We start from the raw sequence: 17,699 nt of genomic DNA, 5'->3' as shown, positions 1-17,699 counted from the left end.
AATTTGAAGGCAAAAAATTACGTTTACAAGGTTGGCTTTTTCAAGCTTTTAGCAATAGTAGGTCTTATTTTGGTCAGTAATGTTTCGCTGGCTCAAGACTCAACTGCCGTAGGAAATGAAATGGGACGGATGGATCTTCCAAACCCGAAAAGCATTCAGGATTTATATACTTATGATCCTATAACTGACAGGTACATCTACACCCAAACCTTAGGTTCTTTCAACGTTACTTACCCTATCATTCTTACTCCTCAGGAATATCAGAAACTCATCCAAGAGGAGCAGATGAGAGCCTATTTTAAGGAAAAAATAGACGCTGCCGATGGACGAAAAGCGGGGTCCGAGGAACAACAAAAAAACCTGTTACCAACATTTTATGTGAATTCGAGTTTCTTCCAATCAATTTTTGGAGGAGATTCTATTGAAGTGATTCCGCAAGGTTCGGTGGAAATGGACCTTGGGCTGCTTTATACAAAACAAGACAATCCACAATATTCACCTCGAAACAGAACCAATTTTTCTTTTGATTTTGACCAAAGAATTAGTTTAAGTCTTTTGGCAAAAGTTGGTACAAGGCTTCAGGTTACTGCAAATTATGATACTGAAAGCACGTTCGATTTCCAGAATCAAGTAAAGTTGGAATACACCCCGACGGAAGACGATATTATTCAGAAAATTGAAGTGGGTAACGTGAGTATGCCGCTTAATAGTTCTTTAATTCAAGGTGCTCAGAGTTTATTCGGTGTAAAAACACAACTTCAATTTGGAAAAACAACGATAACAGGTGTTTTCTCCGAACAAAAATCAGAAACGCGTACGGTAACTGCTGAAGGCGGGGCAACCGTTACGGACTATGAACTTCTTGCTGCAGATTATGACGAAAACCGTCACTTTTTCTTGGCGCATTATTTTAGGGATAACTATGACCGATCTTTAAAGCAATATCCGTTTATTAACAGCAACGTGCAGATTACTCGAATGGAAGTTTGGATCACAAACCGAACTAGCCGAACCGACAATGTCAGAAACGTCGTGGCCTTGCAAGACATCGGTGAGTCAGATCCAGTAAATATTGGTTTGAATGTTCCTCCTGGTGGTTTTATTAATGTACCAAGTACGGCATATCCCAATAACGGCAATAACGACTTTAATCCCTTTGGTATTAATGGCGGGGCACAATCGATACTTAATCCGTCAATTCGAGACATTGCGACTGTAAGCCAAGGATTTACTGGCGTTACGGTTAATGAAGGTAGGGATTATGTTACCTTGGAAAATGCTAGAAGACTGGATGCAGGAGAATATTCACTTAATTCACAGCTTGGGTATATATCACTTAATCAACGTTTGAGTAACGACGAAGTTTTAGCGGTTTCCTACCAATTTACGGTTAATGGCAAAGTGTATCAAGTGGGTGAATTTTCCAATGATGGTGTTGAAGCAAACGGGGGTGGGCAATCAACTGGTGGAAATCCTCCGGGTGGAGAACCTGTTGGGATAGCCCAAAACCTTGTGGTAAAACTTTTAAAAAGTAGTATTACAAGCGTAGATGCGCCAATCTGGGATTTAATGATGAAAAACATTTATCCAATTGGAGCGTATCAATTGGAAAAAGAAGACTTTAAGTTAAATATATTTTACACAGAACCTTCACCACTTAACTATATAAAAGCGGCTCAAGCAACCCCTGGGCATCCCTTTGCGGAACTTCCTGAAAGTGTGAAAGATGAAATTCTCTTAAAAGTGTTTAATCTAGATAGATTGAACTTTAATAATGACCCTGTACAAGGCGGAGATGGATTTTTTGATTTCATTCCTGGTATTACCGTAGATGCCCAAAACGGTAGAATTATTTTCACCACCATAGAACCTTTCGGAAAGCATCTTTTTGAAAAATTGAACGAAACACCTACAACAGGTGTTCCACCAGGTGTTTATAATATGCCGGAAACATATAATGCCAATCAGGAAAAATATGTTTTTAGAACGCTTTATACCACTACAAAAACACAAGCCCAACAACAGGCAAGTGAAAAAAATAAATTTCTTTTAAAAGGTTCTTATAAATCTACTGGAGCCGATGGAATTCCTATTGGAGCTTTCAACATTCCGCAAGGTTCCGTGACTGTTACGGCTGGAGGGAGAAAACTTGTTGAAGGTGTTGATTATACCGTAAACTATCAATTGGGAAGAGTTCAAATACTAGATCCAGCTTTGTTGAACAGCAACGTTCCAATTTCTGTAAGCACAGAAAATAATTCGCTTTTCGGGCAACAGAGCAAGCGTTTTACTGGTTTAAATGTGGAGCACAAATTCAGTGATAAATTTCTAGTAGGTGCGACCTATTTAAACCTAAACGAGCGACCACTAACGCAAAAATCGTCTTACGGTGCTGAGCCTATCAACAACTCTATTTTTGGGATAAACCTAAATTATTCTACTGAAGTGCCTTTCCTTACAAGAATGGTAAATCATTTGCCAAATATTGATACCGATGTAGAGTCCAACATTTCATTGCGTGGTGAATTTGCCTATTTAAAACCTGGAGCGCCAAAAGTTTCAGACTTTGGAGGAAAGACAACTGTTTATGTTGATGATTTTGAATCTTCACAAACGGGCAATGATATAAGCTCACCTTCAAGCTGGTTCTTAGCCAGTACACCATTAAATTTTGGCGGTGAATTGGCTAATGAAAATCTCGGTTATAATTTTAATCGCGCAAAATTGGCATGGTACACTATTGATCCAATTTTTTATAGCAGTCAACGTCCCGATGGAATTAATGATCAAGATCTTTCAAATCCATTTACGCGTCGTGTTTTTAGGGATGAAATTTTTCCGAACCAAGATGTTATTCAAGGGCAAACACAAGCTTTATTCACTTTAGATCTAGCATATTACCCTTCCACGCGTGGAGAATACAACTATAATCCTGAGGCAGCTGGAACTAATACTCTGCCAAATCCACAAGATCGTTTCGGTGGAATTATGCGACCAATTAGTACTACCGATTTTGAAAAATCTAACGTGGAGTATATCGAGTTTTGGGTTATGGACCCTTTCATTTATGACGAAAATAGTGGAAATCCAGGAGGTAAGGTTAATTTTAACCTTGGAAGCATTTCCGAAGATATATTGAAGGACGGAAGAAAGCAATATGAAAACGGATTACCTAAAGATGGTAGCGATGACAATACCATAAGTACTGCTTGGGGTAAAGTACCCACCAATCAATCTTTGGTATATACATTTGATTCTGACGGACAAGAACGCGTTAATCAGGATATTGGTTTGGACGGGCTAAATAGTGCTCAGGAAGCAGACAGATTTCCAGCCTTTGCAGGACTTAATGATCCGGCCAATGATGATTATCAGTACTTTCTTCAAGCCGAGGGAAATATACTGGAACGGTATTTAAAATATAACGGTACAGAAGGTAACTCTCCAGTTCAAATTTCAAACACAAACCGCGGAAGCACTACCCAGCCGGACGTAGAAGATATTAATCGTGACAACAGCATGAACACGATCAATAGCTATTATGAATACAACGTTCCCATGTTTCCAGGAATGAGTAGAGAGAATAATGAATACATTTCTGATGTAAAAGAGCTTGATGTTACTACACAGGATAACAGTGTAATCCCGGTGCGTTGGGTTCAGTTTAAAATTCCGATCAGTAAGCCAGACCAAGCTTTAGGAGGAATTTCCGATTTCAGATCGATTCGTTTTATGCGTATGTTCCTATCCGATTTTTCTGAAGATACCGTCTTGCGTTTTGGAACCATGGACCTGATTCGTGGTGATTATAGAAGATTTCAACAAGCATTGGAGCCAGGTGGGAACGATCCTACTATTGGCAATACACTTTTTGAAGTGGCAACTGTAAGCATCGAGGAAAATGAAAACCGTGAACCCATTCCATATAGACTGCCTCCAGGACTTCAACGCGAGGAGTTAAATAATAATAACAATATAATCCGCCAAAACGAGCAGTCACTATCCATGCGTGTTTGTGGTCTAGAGCCTAACGACGGTCGTTCGGTTTATAAAAACTTTAATGTGGATATGCGCCAGTACAAAAATCTGGAGATGTTTGTCCACGCAGAATCACTGGTTAATGAAACTGCGCTTAGCGATGGTCAATTGGTTGCGTTTATGCGTTTGGGAAATGACCTTACCAATAACTATTACGAAGTTCAAATACCACTAAACCCAACCAGGTTTGGAGCGTCAACTGCCGAAGAAATTTGGCCTCTCGAAAACCGAATCAATCTGCCTTTAGAACTATTACAACAAGTAAAGACAAAAGTGCTTGGTGATGTTAACTTTGACCAAACCATAGTTAATTTCTTTAATCAGTCTGAACTTGATGGCAGTGCTTCCAATGGTGAAAATGAACTTAAAATTGGGATAAAAGGAAATCCAAGTTTTGGAGACGTTCGTAATATTATGCTCGGAGTGAAAAACACATCTTCCAATGATATTTGTGGTGAAGTATGGTTTAACGAACTGAGAATGTCTGAACTTAAAAACCAAGGCGGTTGGGCAGCTGTTGTAAGTATGGATGCGAATATTGCAGATTTTGCAACTATTAGCGCTACAGGAAGAAGAAGTACCGTAGGTTTCGGTGCTTTGGAACAAGGCCCAAATCAAAGAAGTAGGGAAGACCTTCAGCAATATGATGTGGTTACTAACCTAAATTTGGGGCAATTGATGCCGAAAAAATGGGGGGTTCAACTTCCATTTAATTACGGTCGTTCGGAAGAACTTATAACCCCGCAATACGATCCCGAATTTCAAGATATTGAATTGCAAACACGATTGGACAACACCGATGACCAAGCGACAAAAGATCAAATAAAGGAACAATCTGTCGACTATACAAAGCGTCAGAGCGTGAACTTCATTGGGGTTCGTAAGGAACGAACAGGCGAAGCAAAACCAAGAGTTTATGACGTAGAAAACCTTACTGCTTCCTTCTCCTATAATCAAACAGATCATCACGATTTTGAGATTGAAGATGCTTTAGAGCAAACGGTTAATGCAGGAGCAACTTATAACTATAATTTTACGGCAAAACCTTATGAGCCTTTCAAGAAAAATGACTCTATATTTAGGGGGAAATACTGGCAATTCATGAAAGATTTGAATATAAATTATTTGCCAACTAATATTGCTGTAAGTTCGAATATTACAAGACAATACAACGAACAAAAGTTTAGGGAGCTTAACTTACAAGAGGGTAATATTGGACTTCCAAAACTGTATCAGCGCAATTACCTTTTTGATTGGCAATATACCATCAATCATAACTTGACCAAATCATTGCGATTTAATTTTACGTCTACCAATAATAGAATCGTAAATAATTATTTAAGTGATGGCGGTTTTGTTAATAACGACATTGGCGTATGGGATGGTTTCTTTGATGTTGGTGATCCAAATCAACATTTCCAATCCTTACAGGTGAATTATGATTTGCCATTCAACAAATTTCCATTTCTTAAATTTATTAGAGCAACTTATTCCTACACCGGCGATTACCAATGGCAAAAAGGAAGTGATCAGTTTAACGATTTCCCTATTGAGTTAAGTGACGGAACTACAGGTACGTATAATCTTGGTAACTCCATCCAAAATGCGAGTACCCATCAAATTAACTCCAGTATAGACATGAACGGTTTTTACCGTTATGTTGGCCTTAAAAAAATCAAAAAGAGCAAGGCTAGAAAAACGGATGCAGCAGGAGAAAACGGGGAGAAGGAAAAAGAGGAAAGAGGTGGTAAAATGGATCCTAGTGCAAAAAGTGCACTTTCTGGTAGAGACGGGGAATCGCCCAGTTCTCGAGCTAATAACACTGGTGCAGGTGGCTTAAATGCAGGCGATCAAGCCCTGAACTTTGGAATTGGTTTAGCGACCATGATTAAGAAAATTCAGTTTAATTATCAGGAGAACAATGGTATTTACTTGCCAGGATATACACCATCCATTGGTTTTATTGGAACACTGAAACCAACTACAGGATTCGTCTTTGGAAGTCAATCAGAAATTAGGGATCTCGCTGCTAGAAAAGGCTGGTTAACACTATATCCAGAATTTAACGAGCAGTACACTGAAGTTGAAAGTCGCCAAATGGATATTCAAGCTAATTTGGAACCTATAAACGATTTGACAATTGATATAAACGGAAGTAGAATCTATTCTGAAAATTATTCCGAAAACTTTATTGTTGAGGATGGATTATATAATTCTTTAACGCCAAACACCTTCGGAAACTTCAATATATCAACCCTATTAATTAAAACGGCCTTTAGCAGTAGCGATGAAAATAACTCTGCTACCTTTGATGACTTCCGAAGCAATCGTTTGAAAATTGCAAATAGATTAGCCGAGGAGCATTATCAAGGTGGGCCAATACCAAGAGATGAAGACAATTATCCAGTAGGTTTTGGAAAAAATAGTCAAGATGTGCTATTGCCAGCTTTCCTAGCTGCATATAAAGGTAATAACGCATCTAAGGAGAAAACGGGAATATTTAGAGATATTCCGCTTCCAAACTGGGATGTTAAATATACGGGATTAATGAAAATTCCTTGGTTTAAGACAAACTTCAAGCGTTTCTCACTAACTCATGGATATAGAGCAAGTTATACGGTAAACCAGTTTCAGTCTAATTTGGACTATGATGCGAATAACCCGGAAGCACCAGATCAATCTGGGAACTTTAAGGTGAAAACATTATTGACAAATGTGAACTTGACTGAACAGTTCTCACCCTTGCTGCGAATGGATTTTGAAATGAACAATTCAATAAAAATTCTTGCCGAAATGCGTAAAGATCGCGCACTTTCGTTAAGCTTTGCAAATAATTTGCTTACAGAGATTAAGGGGAATGAATATATTATTGGATTAGGTTATAGGATTAAAGATTTACGAATTGCGACCAATTTTGGAGGCAAAAAATCGGTAATGGCCAGTGATCTAAACTTTAAAGTAGATCTTTCCAGAAGAGATAATATTACAATTATTAGATACTTAGATCTAGAAAATAGTCAAACTACGGCGGGACAAACTATTTATGGGGCACAGTTAACCGTGGATTATGCTTTGAGCAAGAACCTAACGGCCTTGTTTTATTATGATCATTCATTCTCAAAGTATGCCATTTCAACGGCATTCCCGCAAACAACCATACGAAGTGGATTGACACTTCGCTATAATTTTGGAAATTAAAATAAACGTTTATACAATATTTAATTATGAATTTACCAGCAGATTTAAAGTACACGAAAGACCACGAATGGGTTAAAATTGAAGGAGATATAGCAACTATTGGAGTAACTGATTTTGCCCAGAGCGAGCTAGGTGACATTGTTTATGTAGAAGTTGAAACCATAGGAGACACGATGGATAGAGACGAAGTTTTTGGAACGGTGGAAGCCGTAAAAACAGTTTCAGATCTATTTTTGCCTCTTTCAGGGGAAATTATTGAATTCAACGAGAGCCTAGAATCTGAACCGGAAAAGGTAAATACGGATGCCTACGGAGATGGATGGATGATAAAAATGAAGCTTTCGAATCCTGATGAAATAGCAGAACTATTAGATGATGCCGGATATAAAGCGCTTGTTGAGGGCTAAACCCTTATTTATTATTGCAATAAGTTATAGCATAGTTATATCTTTTCTTTTTTTTATGCCAAGTTCGGACTTGCCTAAAGTGAATATTAAAATGGAAGGATTGGATAAAGTGGTGCATTTCGGAATCCATTTTATACTTATAAATTTATGGATGCTATATTTTTATGCCAAAAATGACTTTCAATTTAGAGCTAAATGGTTGTTGCCTTTGTTTTTATCGTTAATGCTATTTGGCATAATAGTTGAGATATTACAAGGACAGTTCACTGATTCACGCGGAGCAGATATTTTTGATGTAGCTGCCAACCTTTTAGGTGCATCACTCGGAATCTTGTTTTTTAGAATCGTAAAAAATAATTTAAAATTTAAAAATTTCAATTAAGTTTTAAATTCACTGATAATTTCTATATTTTAGCATCTAGTTAAACCCACAATTATGGAACCCAAAAAAAATGCAAAAGCAGACGTAAGCAAAAGGAGCATGTTGTTCTTTCAGCTTGGAATGGTTTTAATGCTTTTTCTTGCCTGGCAGGCAATTGAATGGAAATCTTATGATAAATCTGATAACGACTTCGGGAAACTCGACGTTGGAGATGAATTGGAAGAGGAAATTCCAATCACCCAACAGTTAACACCACCACCACCACCGCCTCCACCGCCACCAGCTCCAGAAGTTATTGACGTGATTGAGGATGATGATGAAGAGGAGGAAACGATTATTGAATCTACCGAAGCAAAACAAGATGAGAAAATTGTTGAAGTTAAGGAGATTAAAGAGGAAGTTGTTGAGGAAGAAATTGCAGATGTACCTTTCGCTGTAATTGAAAATGTACCTGTTTATCCTGGGTGTGAAAGCGAAAAATCAAACGACGCCAAGAAAAAATGTATGTCCACTAAGATTAGTGAATTTATAAACAAGAAGTTTGATACAAACTTGGCTTCAGACTTAGGTTTGGAAGGAAGACAACGTATTTCTGTTCAATTTAAGATCGATAAAAATGGAAAGGTTGTGGATGTTCGCGCACGTGCTCCTCACCCGAGACTTGAAAAAGAAGCATTGAATGTGGTGTCATCACTACCTAACATGACTCCTGGTAAGCAACGTGGGAAACCAGTTGGAGTGCTATATTCACTTCCTATAATATTTGATATCCAGTAAATAAATTAAAATATATTTTAAAAACCCTGAATTTACAACTGTAAATTCAGGGTTTTTCGTTTGGGCATAACAGTTGTATTTCATGAGGATGTAACCTTTTAAACTCCTTAATTATGAAAATTATCACTGAAAATGCCTCTAACAAAAGAGATGAGAAAAAACAGATTAACATTAAATGGAATTCAAGATTGTTTTTCCAATTCGGTGTTGTCTTGAGCTTGCTAACTGTTTTTTTCGTTATGCAGTTAGATTTTGAAAAGAGAGTAGCCGAAATTACCCCGCCTAGCTCTGAGGGAATAAAGGAGCCTCCCATGATCGACTACGTAATTGATCTAGATAGGCCAAAACCTATAACGCCTAAGAAGGAGATCATTCAGAAAAGGGAACCTAGAAAAAGAGTTGTTAAAAGCAGTACTTTTGACGTAAAACCAGATACCACTCCTGATATTGAAACGCCCATTGCTTCCGGTGAAGATCCTATAGCGAAGTCACCAAAAGTAACAGTAGATAATCCTGTAGATACTAAACCATCATTACCTAAGTCTATTTCAAATGTAGAGTTCGTTCCCATTTTTCCGGGCTGTGGAAATTTGACCAGCAACGCTGAAAAAGTTCAATGTATGTCTACAAGTATCGACGCTTTTATAAATAAAAATTTTAATAGAGAATTGCTTGAAAATTTGAACGCAGGCCAAACCTATCGTGTTTACGTCAATTTTAAAATTGATTCCAATGGTTTTGTTACAAACGTGATAGCGAATTCCCATGAGGCAGCTTTAACGAAAGAAGCTCAGCGCGTTATAAGCAAATTGCCAACAATGAAACCAGGAAAACAAGGCGACAAAAATGTTGACGTATTATATACTGTACCTATAGTTTTACGAATTCAATAGGTTATGATAAACAAAAAGTCAAAAAGCTTCCAATAAAAATGGAAGCTTTTTTTGATTCTTGTCATTAAAAAAAAACGGTATCTTTCGGGATTAAATAAGTTAATATTCTAATGAAGCAGTGCCTTATACTTTTTGTATTCATATTTTCAGTAATAACCTACGCGCAGATTCCTTCAGCTCAATACGAGAAGTATCCGGTTTTTAAAGAGTGTGCCAATGTGGATGTAGAGGCAATGGAAGATTGTTTTAAAAACGCCTTGCAACAATTCATTTTTCAAAATTTTAAAGTGCCCGAAATAGTCTTTTCTGAAAACTATAAAGGAAATGTAACGGTACTTTTCGAAGTAACAAAAAAGGGTGACTTTAAAGTATTGTATGTAGATGGCATTTATGACGAATTAAAAATGGAGGCACGTCGCGTTTTTGAAGCACTTCCAGAAATTCAGCCTGCAACCTATAATGGTTCTCCTGCCTATGTTCAGTTTACCCTACCAATAGCAATTCCTTTGAGAACTCCAGGTGAAAGCATAAAACAAGAAACGGAAATTGTTGAGAAGGAGGAGCGTCAAGACCTAGTGGAGGAGTATGATGAAATTGTAAACCTTCCTTATAGCAACGAAGAATATAAAAGCAATATTAATATTCCGCTTTCCCATCACAATTACAGTCTTTTTGATCAGGCAATAAATCGTGTTGGTCTAAACAATCATACGGCTCAGAAACCCTATATTTATAGTGAAGTAAACAAATATTATGATTTTGAAGCCGTCAATAGTCAGCTTTTAAAGAGTAAGTCTTCTTGGTGGGGCAGAAAGCTTTGGAACGAACATCTCATAACCATAAAAGGAGATGGTTATTGGCTCACGCTTGACGCTGGCGTAGATCTTCAAGCGGGAAAGGATTTTGATGCGGATATAGACACATACAATAACACTAGATTGGTTTACACCCAAGGTGGTATCGGTAAGAATCTGAGTTTCTTTGGTGTAATCTATGAAAGTCAAGGGCGTTTTGCTGATTATTATAACAGGTATGCAGAATCGATTCGTCCGGCAGGTGGAAACCCAGCGATTATTCCCGGTCGTGGTATTGCTAAAGGTTTTAAATCCGATTCTTATGATTATCCCATTGCAACCGGTCACATTTCATACACACCTTCAAAATATTTTAATGTTCAGCTAGGGCATGGAAAGACTTTTCTTGGTGATGGTTATCGTTCTTTGTTGATGAGCGATAATGCAAGTTCGTATCCTTTCTTTAAAATAAACACCACTTTCTGGAAATTGAAATATACCAATACTTGGATGTCTTTACGTGACGTTCGTCCCGAAGTAACTGAGAGCGGATCATTCCGAACAAAATATATGGCAAATCATTATTTGAGCTATAATATTACGAAGCGATTGAATATTGGGCTATTTGAATCTGTAATTTGGCAGAATGATAATGGCCGCGGTTTTGATGTGAATTATCTGAATCCAATCATTTTTTATCGAGCTATTGAGTTTTCCACAGGATCACGCGGCGGGAACGCATTGATCGGGCTGACTCTAAAATATAAAGTGAATGATCGCATAAACGCCTACGGGCAGCTTATTATTGACGAATTTTCCTCGCGGGATGTTTTTGGGGGGAAAGGGAGCTATAAAAATAAAACCGGCTATCAATTGGGATTGAAATATTATGATGCCTTCGGTTTAAAAAATCTTTACTTGCAGGCAGAATATAATAGAGTGCGGCCTTATACCTATTCACATAATACGGTTGTTTTAAATTATGGACATAATAATCAGTCCTTAGCGCATACGCTTGGCGCTAATTTTTCTGAATTTATTGGAATCGCTCGCTACCAAAAAGGAAGATTATATGGCGATGCAAAATTTATTATTGCGAAAAGAGGCTTTGAATTCAACACTCCTGAAGATTCCAGTTTTTATGGAGGAAATATTTATGGAACCGAAGATGATAGAATCTCCGATGAAGGCAATACGCTTGCCCAAGGAAACACCACAGATTTCTTTCACGCCGAATTGCAGGCTGGTTACTTGATAAATCCAGCCACCAATTTAAAAATTTACGGCAGTCTTATTTATCGAGATTTTAACCCCAAAGTAGATACCGAAACAGTATTTAAAAATCAAACTACTTGGTTAAACTTTGGAATCCGTACAGACTTGTTCAATTGGTATAATGATTTTTAAAAAGTATTGGTCTATTAGAAACTTATACGATACTTTAAAAGTTAGGCGATGGAATACGCTCCGGCATATAGCTTAATAATGAGCCAATTTCTTCTTTTTTTAGAAATAAAACCAAAGACTTCTAGTTCAGACTGAAGATATATTTGAAAACAGGTTCACAATACTTATAATGCTGAAATTAAAGCATAAGATTATCGATATTATATTGTGGAAAAAATACAGGAAGCGTATCTTTGCGGCGCCTAAAGAAAATTAAATTGTCCGTTACCCAGTCACAATCAATATCCCATTCACTTATTAGGAATTTTACCGAAATCACAAAATTGAGACTTTCGGTAAGTGTGGTGTTTTCCTCTGTAGCAGGTTACTTGCTCGGCGCAGATTCTATTGACTTTTATGTTCTTTTCTTGCTTTGTGTGGGCGGCTATTGTATGGTTGGTGCTTCCAATGTTTACAATCAGATTATAGAGCGTGACCTTGATGCACTTATGGATCGCACTAAAAATAGACCGCTTCCCGCTGGAACTATGAGCGTTCAATCTGCTTTTATCCTCGCTAGTATTCTCACGGTCATTGGTATTGCAGTACTTTATTCTATAAACCCCATTACAGCCATGTTTGGGGCTGTTTCAATTTTTATGTATGTTAGTCTTTATACACCATTAAAGACCAAGACTCCGCTTTCAGTTTTTGTGGGTGCTTTTCCTGGGGCAATTCCTTTTATGTTGGGTTGGGTTGCTGCAACTGGAAAGTTTGGTATAGAGCCGGGAACCTTATTTATGATTCAATTTTTCTGGCAATTCCCCCATTTCTGGGCAATTGGCTGGTTTCTCTTTGACGATTATAAAAAAGGTGGTTTCTATATGCTTCCAAACGGCAAGCGTGATAAAGGCACAGCGTTGCAAACTATTTTATATTCAGTTTGGACCGTGCTAGCTTCCTTGGTTCCTGTTTTGGGAATTACAGGAAAACTGTACCTGACTCCAATTTCAGGGGTTTTAATTGGAGTTTTAGGTGTCGGACTTATATATTACGCAGTTAGGCTATACAAGGAAAAAACTTCAAAAGCCGCTAAACAGCTTATGCTTGCCAGTGTGAGCTATATTACCCTTTTGCAGATTATTTATGTTGCAGACAAATTTTTAAGATGATTAATTATAACTAAGTACCGATTATGACTCCAAATGCCACCCATCAAATTAAGGATTTACGAAATCACGATTTAAAAAAATATTCAAAAATGGATTTAACGGAAGGAACCGAGCAGAAGAAAATAAACAGGGCCAAGAGGAATATGCTTTGGTTTGGAATCATTAGTTTAACTATGAGCTTTGCTGGACTCACTAGTGCCTATGTGGTTAGTAAAGAACGACCCGATTGGATTTCAAATTTTGAAATGCCTCAAGCCTTCTTTATTAGTTTAGCATTGATTGTTATAAGCAGTATTACGGTGCACTTTGCCTTTAGAACCATAAATAGACAACAAAACGCGCTTGGCATGTTTCTTTTGATAACAACCTTTGTATTAGGTGTTTTATTTGTGATTTTTCAATTTGTTGGCTTTTCTGAAATCATTGCGAGCGGCTATAATTTTACCGGGCCAACAAGTAGTGTAACCACCTCTTTTATCTATTTGGTGGTTTTATTGCACGTGGCACACGTTTTTGCGGGCCTCGTTACCCTTTTGGTTGTAATTTATAATCATTATAAACTAAAATATGAAAACGGTAAAACCCTTGGTGTTGAACTAGCTGCAACATTTTGGCATTTCGTGGACGTAGTATGGATTTATCTGTTTTTGTTTTTATATTTCGTTAAATAAAAATTAAACGTATTTTTGAACCTTATTTTAAAACCAAATTTTTTTTATGGAAGCTACCGTTGCTAAAACAGGTACCGAAGGAAAAACCTGGGGTGGTGGATCTGCACCGTTGAAAGCCAGTTATGGCAAAATGATGATGTGGTTCTTCATCGTTTCCGATTCATTGACATTTGCAGGCTTTTTGGCCTCTTATGGAATGTCTCGTTTCAAATTTATAGACGCTTGGCCAATTGCCGATGAAGTCTTTACACACTTTCCTTTTCTTCACGGAGTAGAAGCGCCCATGTATTATGTTGCGTTTATGACCTTTATTCTTATTTTCTCATCTGTTACCATGGTTTTAGCTGTGGATGCAGGACATAAAATGCAGCAGAGTAAAGTGATTTTCTATCTTTTTCTAACCATTATTGGAGGACTTATTTTCTTGAGCTCTCAGGCTTGGGAGTGGAAAACCTTTATAAAAGGTGAATATGGCGCGGTTGAAACACACGGAGGTCAAATTCTTCAATTTTTAAATAAAGATGGGGAACGCGTTGCAATTGGCGATTTTGCGGATGCCACTGCCGGCCCGCGGGTAGAACAAACCAAGGAGAATGGAATTTGGTATGAGAGAGATGCAGATTATCAACCATCCGTTTCCTTTGAGCAGGTAAAAACTGGCTTTCTTGCTAACGATAATCTTCTGGTACGGATTCCAAATAAAGACGAAAATGGTCATCATATTGTTTTATCAAGAGAGGAATCGATTGCCAAATTAGTAGGCGATGGTAATATGATTGTGGAAGGAGCGAATCTTCGCCACAATGAATACGGGCACCCCTTATTTGCAGATTTCTTTTTCTTTATTACAGGTTTTCACGGTTTTCACGTTTCAATTGGGGTTATGCTAAACTGTATTATCTTTTTTAACGTAATTATAGGTACATACGAACGTCGCGGCCATTACGAAATGGTTGAAAAGGTCGGGTTATACTGGCACTTTGTGGATTTAGTATGGGTATTTGTATTTACATTCTTTTATCTTGTATAGATTTTCAATATTTAAAAAATGGCACACGAGCAAGCACATAAATTAGCAATTTTTAGAGGAACTCTAAAATTCAAATCGAACGTAAGTAAAATCTGGGGCGTTTTTGTTGTACTTTCTATCGTTACTATAATTGAAGTAGCACTGGGGATTTTACGACCGACCTTCTTGGTAGAACACCATTTTTTGGCTCTTAAACTCCTTTACTGGATATTTATAATTCTTACCATTTTTAAAGCCTATTATATTACCTGGGACTTTATGCACATGCGCGACGAGACTACAGGCTTGCGTAGAGCCGCAGTATGGACAGCGGTATTCCTAATTTCTTATTTGGTATTGTTGGTACTTATTGAAGGTGATTATATCTTTGAAGTTTACAAACACGGATTTATAAAGTTTAACTTTTAGAACCAACTATAACATATTTTAAAAGCTCTCCTTTCGAGGGCTTTTTTAGTATCCATATTTAAGTGGGAAAACCGAAGGGAAGAACAATATGGTTAAAATTCTAAGTCATCTTCTTCTGAAATAGTCCCGAATAGTATCTTTTCGAATCCGCGTGAGGTAAGTACAGAATAAAATTAACATTCAAAAGATTGCCCAACCCCCTTTTACCCTGTATTTTTGCATTGGCAAAAAACCTGCGAAAATGAAAAAATATTTAGTTCTTGGCATCCTTTTTCTACTGCCTATCACGGCGTATCTTTTTTTTGCAATGAGTACGAGCTATTTTAAACCTTTGCCCGTTATAACGCATTCAGTTGCTGAACTGGATGGTTTTAAAACACTTAAAGGAAATCCTGTGCAATTGGAGAATAAGATTACAGTCTTGGGTTTCTTCGGAAGTAATCTGGAAGCACATAGGGCCTACGCTTATAATCTTGCCCAAAAAATTTACAGTAAAAATTATGCCTTTAGAGAGTTTCAATTTGTTATTCTCTTGCCAAATGGCACTGAAGAACAGGCGAAAGATATTGAGACAAAACTAAAACAGATAGCTCCATTGGATTCCTGGTATTTTGCTTTTGGAACTGAAAAAGACATCCAAAGAGTATTTCAATCTTTAGAATCTAATTTGAGTTTAGATTCAAATATGTCATCTTCCTATGTTTTTATAATTGATAAAGAACGGAACTTGCGCGGAAGGAAAGAAGATGGTGATAAAAAGGAGATACTTTACGGCTTTGATTCCAGTAAAATAGCCGAGATTAACAATAAAATGAGTGATGATGTAAAAGTTCTCTTGGCAGAGTATAGGCGTGCGCTTAAGAAATATAAATCTGATAGAGAGATCTAGCGATTAGAATTGAGTGAAGAATAAAGAATAAAGAGGAAAGAGAAAAGAGTAAGGGCGCTTGTTTGAGACTTTGCAACTTGATTCTACCGAAGGACTATTAGTTGAATTAAATAAAGAGTTTAGATAAAATGAAAAATAGTTATTCATATATAGGTATTTCCTTAGTCATCTTGATTTTTGGAATTTGGGCGGTCCCAAAAATTGTTAAGACGCTTTCAAAACCAGACCTTATAACTGTGGGACAAGTTCCTGATTTTAATTTTACCGATCAAAACGGAAAGGCAATAAGCAATACGGATTATGCTGGAAAAGTCTATGTGGTTGAATTTTTCTTTACCACCTGTCCAGATATCTGCCCTATTATGACGGAAAACATGAAAAAGATTCAGGACAAATTTTTAGGAAACCCCAATCTTGCGATCGCTTCCTTTTCAATTGATCCAACCCACGATACGCCAGAGGTTTTAAAGGAATATGCCAAGAAAAAAGGAATTACAAAACCACAATGGCATCTATTGACTGGAGAGAAAGAAGAAATTTTTAAGCTTGCCAACGAAGGCTTTAATCTTTACGTGGGCGATGCTGCTGATGTTGAAGGTGGTTTTGAACATTCTGGCTTTTTTGCACTCATTGACCAAGATGGTAACATTCGCTCAAGAAAAGACGAAAATGGTAACCCTATAGTTTATTATGACGGCTTGGATGATAAAGGCATTCAAATGCTCAAGGAAGATATAAAAGAACTCTTATAAGGCTATGCTGCCCATCTCTTCAAATAATAAAAAACATACCATCTTAATATGGGTATTGTCTATTGCCATACCAATGGTGGTGGCTGTATTATTTTCGGTAAAGATACCTGGAGTTGAGCGGCTAGGCTTTCTGCCACCTATTTATGCTACAATAAATGGATTGACAGCGGTTATTCTTATTACAGCAGTTTTTCAAATTAGAAAAGGTAATCGGAAAATGCACGAACGCCTCATGAAAACGGCTATAGCGTGTTCAGTATTATTTTTAATTATGTATATGGCCTATCATATGACCTCAGATTCAACCAAATATGGTGGAGAAGGAATGTGGAAATATATCTATTATTTTATACTTTTAACACATATTTTATTGTCCGTTATCGTTATTCCTTTTGTGTTGATAACATATGTGCGCGCCATTTCTGGTCAGTTTTACAAACACCGAAAAATTGCACGCATTACATATCCACTCTGGCTATATGTTGCGGTAAGCGGCGTGATTGTATATTTGATGATTTCGCCTTATTATTAAAATGATGAAAGAGCAATGAAAAATGATGCCTGTGAAAACAGGTTTTTATAGTTTTTTCAATAATCAATTCAAAATGAAAACAAAGGTTCTACTTGTTATATTGTTTGTGTTTCTCTTTGCAGTAACTCCTGCCGAAGCGCAGTGTGCCATGTGTCGTGCCGTATTGGAAAGCGAAGAAGGTGGACAGGCGGCCAAAGGAATAAATAATGGAATCGTTTATCTTATGATTTTTCCATATTTGCTCATCGGCGGTATTGGCTTCGCGATATACCGAAGTCGAAAAAAAGCGCGAGAACAGGATTTAAACTAATTTTCAGTTATTTTCAGCTAGCTAGATCAAAAGATAATCTTGTTTTTTAAAATTTTCAAC

General features: G+C 37.2%; 14 protein-coding genes. All 14 read left to right on the top strand.

What is annotated here, in order from left to right:
- Window positions 1-3 precede the first annotated feature (3 nt).
- On the top strand, window positions 4-7,236 hold the full coding sequence (gene sov, locus G440_RS0107905) for a T9SS outer membrane translocon Sov/SprA (protein WP_026450813.1): 7,233 nt from the start codon (window positions 4-6) through the stop codon (window positions 7,234-7,236).
- A 26-nt stretch (window positions 7,237-7,262) separates the two neighbouring features.
- Window positions 7,263-7,643, top strand: a complete 381-nt coding sequence (gene gcvH, locus G440_RS0107900) for a glycine cleavage system protein GcvH (RefSeq protein ID WP_026450812.1) — start codon at window positions 7,263-7,265, stop codon at window positions 7,641-7,643.
- Window positions 7,609-8,025: a VanZ family protein gene (locus G440_RS0107895; RefSeq protein WP_084426661.1), complete on the top strand. Its 417-nt coding sequence runs from the start codon at window positions 7,609-7,611 to the stop codon at window positions 8,023-8,025. Before gcvH ends, G440_RS0107895 begins: the two co-directional genes overlap by 35 nt.
- 54 nt (window positions 8,026-8,079) lie before the next feature.
- Entirely contained in the window at window positions 8,080-8,802 is a 723-nt protein-coding gene (locus G440_RS0107890) for an energy transducer TonB (protein WP_026450810.1), read from the top strand.
- Window positions 8,803-8,915: 113 nt separating this feature from the next.
- Window positions 8,916-9,695, top strand: a complete 780-nt coding sequence (locus G440_RS20635; protein ID WP_051285227.1) for an energy transducer TonB — start codon at window positions 8,916-8,918, stop codon at window positions 9,693-9,695.
- 110 nt (window positions 9,696-9,805) lie between these two features.
- Complete coding sequence (locus G440_RS0107880) at window positions 9,806-11,896, top strand: hypothetical protein (RefSeq protein WP_026450809.1); 2,091 nt, start codon at window positions 9,806-9,808, stop codon at window positions 11,894-11,896.
- Window positions 11,897-12,153: 257 nt separating this feature from the next.
- Complete coding sequence (gene cyoE / locus G440_RS0107875) at window positions 12,154-13,047, top strand: heme o synthase (RefSeq protein ID WP_026450808.1); 894 nt, start codon at window positions 12,154-12,156, stop codon at window positions 13,045-13,047.
- An 89-nt stretch (window positions 13,048-13,136) separates the two neighbouring features.
- Window positions 13,137-13,718, top strand: a complete 582-nt coding sequence (locus G440_RS0107870) for a cytochrome c oxidase subunit 3 (RefSeq protein WP_026450807.1) — start codon at window positions 13,137-13,139, stop codon at window positions 13,716-13,718.
- Window positions 13,719-13,764: 46 nt separating this feature from the next.
- Window positions 13,765-14,748 carry a cytochrome c oxidase subunit 3 gene (locus G440_RS0107865; protein ID WP_026450806.1) on the top strand — a complete coding sequence of 328 codons (984 nt, stop codon included), beginning with the start codon at window positions 13,765-13,767 and terminating at the stop codon, window positions 14,746-14,748.
- An 18-nt stretch (window positions 14,749-14,766) separates the two neighbouring features.
- Window positions 14,767-15,156 (top strand): cytochrome C oxidase subunit IV family protein, encoded by a 390-nt coding sequence (locus tag G440_RS0107860; protein ID WP_026450805.1) that lies wholly within the window; start codon window positions 14,767-14,769, stop codon window positions 15,154-15,156.
- Between the two features lie 241 nt (window positions 15,157-15,397).
- On the top strand, window positions 15,398-16,045 hold the full coding sequence (locus G440_RS0107855) for a hypothetical protein (RefSeq protein ID WP_026450804.1): 648 nt from the start codon (window positions 15,398-15,400) through the stop codon (window positions 16,043-16,045).
- A 128-nt stretch (window positions 16,046-16,173) separates the two neighbouring features.
- Entirely contained in the window at window positions 16,174-16,797 is a 624-nt protein-coding gene (locus G440_RS0107850) for an SCO family protein (RefSeq protein ID WP_026450803.1), read from the top strand.
- 4 nt (window positions 16,798-16,801) lie between these two features.
- Window positions 16,802-17,329 (top strand): DUF420 domain-containing protein, encoded by a 528-nt coding sequence (locus G440_RS0107845; protein WP_034259228.1) that lies wholly within the window; start codon window positions 16,802-16,804, stop codon window positions 17,327-17,329.
- 73 nt (window positions 17,330-17,402) lie between these two features.
- On the top strand, window positions 17,403-17,639 hold the full coding sequence (locus G440_RS0107840) for a hypothetical protein (protein WP_026450801.1): 237 nt from the start codon (window positions 17,403-17,405) through the stop codon (window positions 17,637-17,639).
- Window positions 17,640-17,699: the final 60 nt, after the last annotated feature.

Origin of the sequence: Aequorivita capsosiphonis DSM 23843 (assembly GCF_000429125.1) — a bacterium.
Taxonomy (GTDB): Bacteria; Bacteroidota; Bacteroidia; order Flavobacteriales; family Flavobacteriaceae; genus Aequorivita; species Aequorivita capsosiphonis.
This window is presented reverse-complemented; position numbering and strand designations above follow the sequence as displayed.